Origin of the sequence: Mesorhizobium sp. M8A.F.Ca.ET.161.01.1.1 (assembly GCF_004792105.1) — a bacterium.
Lineage (GTDB): Bacteria > Pseudomonadota > Alphaproteobacteria > Rhizobiales > Rhizobiaceae > Mesorhizobium.
The window spans coordinates 1-457 of record NZ_SRTD01000066.1; the positions used below are offsets into that span (position 1 = coordinate 1).

Sequence of the window (457 nt, forward strand, 5' to 3'; positions counted from 1 at the left end):
CTTTTCCAGCGCAGACTAGCGATCTTCATGACGAATAGCCGGGTTATCTTTGTTCAGCCTAAAATCCTTGGGGGCTATCAAATGATGGACCGTCAGTGGAAGGATTTACAGGATGCGAAAATGGATGAGAACATTATGCCAGCCCTGTTTGGCGCATCCCTGTCCTTCTCTTTCATCAACCCTCCCGCCGGAACAATGAATGTGTCTGGTGTCGATCCTGAAACCGCTGCAAAGCTCTATACCTATTCTCAGGCGCAGGAACACGCATGGGAAGAAAAGCGCCGTGTCCGGACATTGGAAGAGAAGCGCGCTGCATCAGGAGGGATCAATTTCCATGGCTTTCCGCAAGCCGCTCAGCAGCCACAAGCCCAAGCACCAGCTTTGGTCTCAGGGCAGACGATTGATGTAACCCCAACTGACACGGTTGTAGCCGAAATCAATCGCGCCAAAGCCCTCC

General features: G+C 52.3%; 1 protein-coding gene. It reads left to right on the top strand.

The window, feature by feature from the left end:
* Positions 1-27: 27 nt before the first annotated feature.
* Positions 28-457 (top strand): PH domain-containing protein (locus tag EN804_RS34605; protein WP_348642790.1); only part of this gene is annotated, 430 nt, incomplete at its 3' end.